Annotated in this window: 7 protein-coding genes; 4 read left to right on the top strand and 3 right to left on the bottom strand. The window is 74.0% G+C overall.

Annotation, left to right across the window (positions count from 1 at the left end; all coding sequences use genetic code 11):
- The first annotated feature begins 262 nt into the window (after positions 1-262).
- Complete coding sequence (locus tag OZN99_RS23030; RefSeq protein WP_270937599.1) at positions 263-1009, top strand: maleate cis-trans isomerase family protein; 747 nt, start codon at positions 263-265, stop codon at positions 1007-1009.
- Between the two features lie 19 nt (positions 1010-1028).
- Positions 1029-1778 (top strand): hypothetical protein, encoded by a 750-nt coding sequence (locus OZN99_RS23025; protein WP_270937598.1) that lies wholly within the window; start codon positions 1029-1031, stop codon positions 1776-1778.
- A 70-nt stretch (positions 1779-1848) separates the two neighbouring features.
- On the opposite strand, the gene OZN99_RS23020 is transcribed toward OZN99_RS23025, so the two are convergent.
- The 3 genes from OZN99_RS23020 to OZN99_RS23010 form a co-directional block, all read right to left on the bottom strand.
- Entirely contained in the window at positions 1849-2775 is a 927-nt protein-coding gene (locus OZN99_RS23020; RefSeq protein WP_270937597.1) for a bifunctional riboflavin kinase/FAD synthetase, read from the bottom strand.
- A 5-nt stretch (positions 2776-2780) separates the two neighbouring features.
- Positions 2781-3374: an LOG family protein gene (locus OZN99_RS23015; RefSeq protein ID WP_270937596.1), complete on the bottom strand. Its 594-nt coding sequence runs from the start codon at positions 3372-3374 to the stop codon at positions 2781-2783.
- A gap of 64 nt (positions 3375-3438) precedes the next feature.
- On the bottom strand, positions 3439-3900 hold the full coding sequence (locus OZN99_RS23010) for a MaoC family dehydratase (RefSeq protein ID WP_270937595.1): 462 nt from the start codon (positions 3898-3900) through the stop codon (positions 3439-3441).
- Positions 3901-4036: 136 nt separating this feature from the next.
- On the opposite strand from OZN99_RS23010, the gene OZN99_RS23005 reads away from it, so the two are divergent.
- Both OZN99_RS23005 and OZN99_RS23000 read left to right on the top strand, forming a co-directional pair.
- The gene (locus tag OZN99_RS23005; protein ID WP_270937594.1) at positions 4037-5164 is read left to right on the top strand and encodes a M20 family metallopeptidase; all 1128 of its coding nucleotides are present in this window, start codon (positions 4037-4039) and stop codon (positions 5162-5164) included.
- Between the two features lie 221 nt (positions 5165-5385).
- Positions 5386-6229, top strand: an 844-nt coding sequence (locus OZN99_RS23000; RefSeq protein WP_270937593.1) for an FkbM family methyltransferase, incomplete at its 3' end; no start/stop codon positions are given.

Below are 6229 nucleotides of genomic sequence, written 5' to 3'. Positions count from 1 at the left end.
CCGGCCCGGGGTTCACCCAGCGCACCGCCCGGTTCGGCCAGTCGCCGGTGCCCTGGGCCAGCGCCGGGCGCGCCAGCGCGGCGGCCGCGACGGCAAGAGCCGCGCGGCGCGGCAGGGCCGTGAAGGTCATGGCAGGTCTCTCCGGTCGATCGGCTGCACACTGGTTCTGGCGCGTGGAGGATGCAAGGCCGCCGCCCGTCTTCGCGCCCGGCCCCGCCCTGTGGCAGGCTGCCACCCGCGGTCCGAGGAAAGGAAGGCGGCCATGCGCGACGTGCTGGGCTGGCGGTGCAAGTTCGGGGTGATGGGCCCGTCCACCAACACGGTGGTGCAGCCGGATTTCGACATGATGCGGCCGGCCGGCGTCACCAACCACTACAGCCGCATCTTCACCCCCAACGCCAACGCGATCTCCAACGAGACCTTCCGCGCCGGCGCAGAGCTGATCGGCCGCAACACGCTGGACGCCGTGAAGTCCGTGATGACCTGCGCGCCGGACCACCTGGTGATGGGCATGTCGGCGGTGACCTTCTTCGACGGCGCGCGCGGCGCCGACCGCTTCGTGAAGGAGGTGGAGGAGCTGTCCGGCCTGCGCATCAGCGTCGGCAGCCACGCCTGCACCGCGGCGCTGAACGCGCATGGCGGGGTGAAGCGCATCGCCGTGCTGTCGCCCTACTGGCCGGCGATGAACACCGAGGTCGCGCGCTACTTCGGCGACATGGGCTTCAGCGTGGTGCGCGACATCGCGCTGCAGCGGCCGAGCTGGATTGCCATCGCGGAGACGACGCCGGCCGAATGCGTCGCCGCGCTGAAGAAGCTGGACGGCGACGACGTGGACGCCATCGTGCAGGTCGGCACCAACCTCTCCATGGTGAAGCTGGCCGCGATGGCGGAGATGTGGCTCGGCAAGCCGGTGATCGCGATCAACACCGCGACCTACTGGCACGCGCTGCGCGCGCGGGGGATCATGGACAAGGTCGAGGGCTGCGGGACGCTGCTGGAGCGGTTCTAGGCGCGACGGCTTCACGCCGATGACCTGGCTGCTCGCCCTGCTCGGCGCGCTGGTCGGTGCGGCGGCCGGCTATGCCGGCGCGCTCGCCCTGTCGCTCGGCCTGATGGCGATGGGCTCCGGCTATGGCCCGAATGGCGGCGGCGCGATGGCGGCGGCCTTCATCTTCGGCCCGGCCGGCGCGCTGGTCGGCCTGGTGCTGGGCGCCTGGATCGTGCTGCGCTGGCGCCGCCGCCGCGGCAAGGCGGGCGGCGCCTCCTTCCTCAAGGCGCTCGCGGTCGCGGGCGGCGTGCTTGCGTTCGGCTATGCCGCCGTCTCGCTCGCGCCGGTCTTCCAGGCGCAGTTCGGGTCCTCGCTGGCGCCGACCGGCATCGGCCCGCGGCTCTTCATGGACATCCGCCTGGATCCGCGCAGCACCATCCCGGAACGGCAGCGCGACCTGCGCATCGACCTGTCCTCGGACATGGACCACCGGCCGGCCCGGATCGACGAGATCGGCCCGCCCGACGCGGAAGGCCGGCGCGTGGTGGCGGCGCAGGTCGAGCTGTTCCACCGCACCGCCCGTCGCCTCGTCGTGGTCAGGATCCCCGGCGAGCCCGTCCGCATCTTCCGCGTGCCACTGCCCGGCCGCCCACCGCAGATGGACGAGATGTCAGCCTGGCAGCGCGTGGACCTCGTCGATGCCGGCGCGCCTGGCGGGCAGCCGGTCGCGGCACCCGCCGACGACCGCACGGAGATCCGCTACCGCGTCTCCTGGCCCGGCCAGCGGTGAGGGGCTGGACCCGGCGATTCACGGCCTGACGCGCCCACCTGCGGTGTGCAGACCCAGGCCGGTCGCGGGCTCACGCCCCCAGCACGCGCCGCGCCTCCGCCGCATCCGCCGCGATCGCCGCCTTCAGCTCCTCGAGACCGGCGAACGTCGCATCCGGCCGCAGGAAGGCGTGCAGCCGCACGCGGATCTCCTGGCCGTAGAGGTCGCCCGACCAGTCGAACAGGTGCACCTCCAGCCGCGTCACCGGGTCGCCGCCCAGCGTCGGCCGGCGTCCGACATTGGCCACGCCGGGCACCACCGCACCGTCCGCCAGCACCACCGTGACCGCATAGACGCCGCGCGCCGGCTCCAGCTGCCGGCCGAGCAGGATGTTCGCGGTCGGCCAGCCGAGCTCCCGGCCCAGCCGGTCGCCGTGGAACACCTCGCCGCGCAGCTCCCAGTCGCGGCCCAGCTCGCGCGCCGCGCGCTCGGGGTAGCCGTCCTGCAGCAGCCGCCGGATGCGGGAGGAGGAGACGGGGCCGGCCTCGTCCGCCACCGCGGGCACCACGGTCAGCCCGATGCCGCGCTGCTCCGCCTCCCGCGTCAGGAAGGCGATGTCGCCCCCACGGCGATGGCCGAAGGCGAAGTCGTGGCCGCAGGCCAGGTGCTTCGCGCCGATGCCGCGGTGCAGCACCTCCTCCACAAAGCCCTCGGCCGGCATCGCGGCCAGCGCGGCGTCGAAGGCCAGCGCATAGACCACGCGCACGCCCAGCGCGCCCAGCGCCTCCGCCTTGGCGGGCAGCAGGGTCAGGCGGAAGGGCGGGTCGTCGGGGCGGAAATGCTCCCGCGGATGCGGCTCGAAGGTCAGCGCGGCCAGCTGCAGATCGGGCCGCGCCGCATGCGCCGCGCGGATCACCGCGGCGTGGCCCAGATGCACGCCGTCGAAATTGCCCAGCGCCACCGTCGCGCCGCACAGCGCCTCCGGCACGGCGTGCCAGTCCCGGACGATCGCGGGCATCCCGCTCACATCTGCTCCGGCCGCATCCAGACCTGCGTGCCCGGCGGCGGCTCCCAGCCGGCCAGCGCGTCCAGCGCCTCGCCCACCGTGGCCGCGCGCATCGCCATCGGGCGATGCGTCGGGCGGATGAAGCCCTGCCCGGCCATGTGGTCCAGCGCGCCGAGGAACGGCCCCCAGAAGCCGTCCACGTCCAGGAACACCACGCCCTTGCGCTGGATGCCGAGCTGCGCCCAGGTCAGCGCCTCAACCGCCTCCTCCAGCGTGCCGTAGCCGCCGGGCAGCACGACGAAGCCGTCCGACAGCTCCGCCATCTTCGCCTTGCGCTCATGCATGGTGTCCACGACGTGCATCTCCACGCCGCCGCCATGCCCGACCTCGCGCTTCAGCAGGCCATAGGGGATCACGCCGATCACCTCGGCGCCGGCCGCCAGCGCGGCGTCGGCGGCGATGCCCATCAGCCCCACCGCGCCGCCGCCATAGACCAGCCCGATGCCGCGCCGCGCCACCTCCCGCCCCAGTTCGCGCGCTGCCTCCGCATAGGCCGGGTCGTTGCCGACGGCGGAGCCGCAGAACACGCAGACCCGCTTCAGTGCCGCCATCCGCCCGGTCCTTTCCTGGTGCAGCCCCGCGGGCCCAACGTGCATCCGCCGCCGCAGGCGCCGGTCACTCCGCCGCGTCCCTGGCAGCCCGGTGCGCCGCCAGCGCGGCGCGCGAGGGTACGGTGACCAGCGCATCGCCCTCCAGCACCGCCTCCCCGCGCACGGCGCAGACCGTGCGCAGCGAGACGCGGTGCTTCTCGGCATTCAGCGCGGTGATCTCCACCGTCGCGGTGACGGTGTCGCCGATGCGCACCGGGCGGCGGAAGCGCAGCGACTGCGAGAGGTAGATGGTGCCCGGGCCAGGCAGCTGCGTGCCCATCACCTTCGTGATCAGCCCCGCCGCCAGCATGCCATGCGCGATGCGTTCGCCGAAGAAGGACTGCTTCGCGTATTCCTCGTTCAGGTGCATCGGGTTGGTGTCGCCGGTGACGGCGGCGAACAGCACGATGTCGGCCTCCGTGATGGTCTTGCCGAAGCTCGCCTTCTGTCCGACCGCGAGATCCTCGAAGAAACAGCCTTCGCTCATGCGCCGATCCGCTCCGCTGCACCGCAACAACCCTGGTTAGCGGCGGGGGCCCGGCCGGGCAAGGGCGGGCCGGGGCCCTCGACAGGCGCCGGGCGCCGGGGCACCTCTGCCGGACGACGCGCTGCCAAGGACCCCCATGCCCCAGACCGAAATCGGCTCCTCCGACCGCCTGCTCGCCGAGCTGCGCGGCTGGGTGGAGGCCGAGACGCCCACCACCGATCCCGTCGCCGTGAACCGCCTGCTGGACCGCTGCGCCGCCGACCTGGCCGAGGCGGGCGGCGCGCTGACCCGCCTGCAGGGCCGCGACGGCTACGGCGACACGCTGCTCTGCCGCACGCCGGGCGATGGCGCCCCGATCGTCGTCGCCGGCCACCTCGACACGGTGTGGGACCACGGCACCCTGGCCGCCTCCATGCCCTGGCGGGTGGACGGAGCGAAGGCGCACGGCCCCGGCATCTACGACATGAAGGCCGGCAGCTTCTTCGCCTTCCATTCCGTGCGCGAGATCCTGCGCCAGAAATCGCCGACGAAGCGACCCATCCTGCTGCTGCTGACGCCCGACGAGGAGGTCGGCAGCCCGACCAGCCGCGCGCCCATCGAGGATGCGGCCCGCGGCGCGCGCGCCGTGCTGATCCCGGAGCCCGCCGGCGCGGGCGGCGCTTGCGTCACCGCCCGCAAGGGCGTCGGCCGCTTCGAGATCAAGGTGCGCGGCGTCTCGGCCCATGCCGGAGGCAACTGGAGCGAGGGGCGCAGCGCCGTCGTCGCGCTGGCCGAGGTGATCCTGAAGATCCACGCGATGACCGACCTCGCCGCCGGCATCACCACCAATGTCGCGCCGATCCATGGCGGCACCCGTCCCAACGTGATCGCGCCGGAAGCCGGCGCGGAGGTGGACCTGCGCGTCCCCACCGTGGAACTGGGCGAGAAGCTGGAAGCCGCCATCCTGGGCCTGGCCTATGAACGCGACGGCATCGCGGTGCGGATCACCGGCGGCATGAACCGCCCGCCCTTCGCCGAGACGCCGGAGATCGCCGCGCTCTACGCCCAGGCGCGCGACCTGGCCGCCAGGCACGGCTACGACCTGCCGAAGCAGCATCGCGGCGGCGGCTCCGACGGCAACTTCACCGCCGCGATGGGCGTGCCGACGCTGGACGGGCTGGGCTGCACCGGCGCCGGCGCCCATGCGCCGCACGAGCACATCCTGTGGCAGGACCTCGCGCCCCGCTGCGCCACGCTGTGTGCCTTGCTGGAGGAGATCGCGTGACGGCGCAGCGGGGCCTTTGCCCCCGCGCGCCTTCGGCGCGACGCTGCGCCACGCTGTGTGCCGTGCTGGAGGAGATCGCGTGACGGCGCAGCGGGGCCTTTGCCCCCGCGCGCCTTCGGCGCGACGCTGCGCCACGCTGTGCGCCTTGCTGGAGGAGATCGCGTGACGGCGCAGCGGGGCCTTTCCCCCCGCGCGCCTTCGGCGCGACGCTGCGCAACCTTGTGTGCCCTGCTGGAGGAGATCGCCTGACCGACGCCGCCGCCCCCTTCCGCATCGTCGAAGGCCGGCACGGACGCTTCGCCGCGCTGGCCGGCGACCGCACCATCGCCCGCGCCATCGAACTGACCGGTGGCTTCGCGGAAGGCGAGGCGCGGCTGCTCGCCGCGCTGCTGCGGCCGGGCGACGTCGCGGTGGATTGCGGCGCCAATATCGGCGCCGTCGCCGTGCCGCTGGCGCGCAAGGTCGGCCCTGCCGGCCGCATCCTCGCCTTCGAGCCGATGCGCCTGCCCTTCCTCTGCCTCTGCGCCACCGCGGTGCTGAACGGCCTGCCGCAGATCGACCCCCGCCGCCAGGCGCTGGGCGCCATGCCCGGGGATGTCGCGCTGCCCGACCTGGACCCGACGGCGCCCGGCAACCACGGCGCGCTCAGCCTGCTCGGCGCCACCGGGGGGGAGCGCGCGCAGGTGGTCACGCTGGACAGCCTGCGCCTCCTTCGCCTGGCGCTGCTGAAGATCGACGCGGAGGGGATGGACTGGGCCGTTCTGCAGGGCGCGCGGGAGACCATCGCGCGCTGCCGCCCCGCGCTCTATGTCGAGGCCGGCCGCGACATCGCCGCCCGCGCCGCCGCGATCCGCGCGCTGCAGGCGGAAGGCTGGCGCTGGTGGTGGCACTTCGCCTGGTTCGCCGAGCCCGGCACGCTGCCGCCGGGCATGGCCGATCCCTTCGACCACGCCGGCGACGCCAACCTGCTGGCCCTGCCGCCCGGCCACCGCGCGCAGCCGCGGCTTGCCTCGGTTTCCGCGCCCGACGCCGACTGGCGCGCCGACATCGCGGCGCACCGGGCCG

It is taken from the genome of Falsiroseomonas oryzae (assembly GCF_027856955.1).
In the GTDB taxonomy this organism is placed as follows: Bacteria; Pseudomonadota; Alphaproteobacteria; order Acetobacterales; family Acetobacteraceae; genus Falsiroseomonas; species Falsiroseomonas oryzae.
Note: the sequence above shows the minus strand (reverse complement) of the source record. Positions and strands in the feature narration are given on the sequence as shown.

What these genes read in the sequence shown, in the direction of transcription:
- OZN99_RS23020 (WP_270937597.1), bottom strand. Translation starts at nt 2,775, where the DNA reads ATGCCCGCGATCGTCCGGGACTGGCACGCCGTGCCGGAGGCGCTGTGC.
- OZN99_RS23005 (WP_270937594.1), top strand. Translation starts at nt 4,037, where the DNA reads ATGCCCCAGACCGAAATCGGCTCCTCCGACCGCCTGCTCGCCGAGCTG.
- OZN99_RS23010 (WP_270937595.1), bottom strand. Translation starts at nt 3,900, where the DNA reads ATGAGCGAAGGCTGTTTCTTCGAGGATCTCGCGGTCGGACAGAAGGCG.
- OZN99_RS23015 (WP_270937596.1), bottom strand. Translation starts at nt 3,374, where the DNA reads ATGGCGGCACTGAAGCGGGTCTGCGTGTTCTGCGGCTCCGCCGTCGGC.
- OZN99_RS23025 (WP_270937598.1), top strand. Translation starts at nt 1,029, where the DNA reads ATGACCTGGCTGCTCGCCCTGCTCGGCGCGCTGGTCGGTGCGGCGGCC.
- OZN99_RS23030 (WP_270937599.1), top strand. Translation starts at nt 263, where the DNA reads ATGCGCGACGTGCTGGGCTGGCGGTGCAAGTTCGGGGTGATGGGCCCG.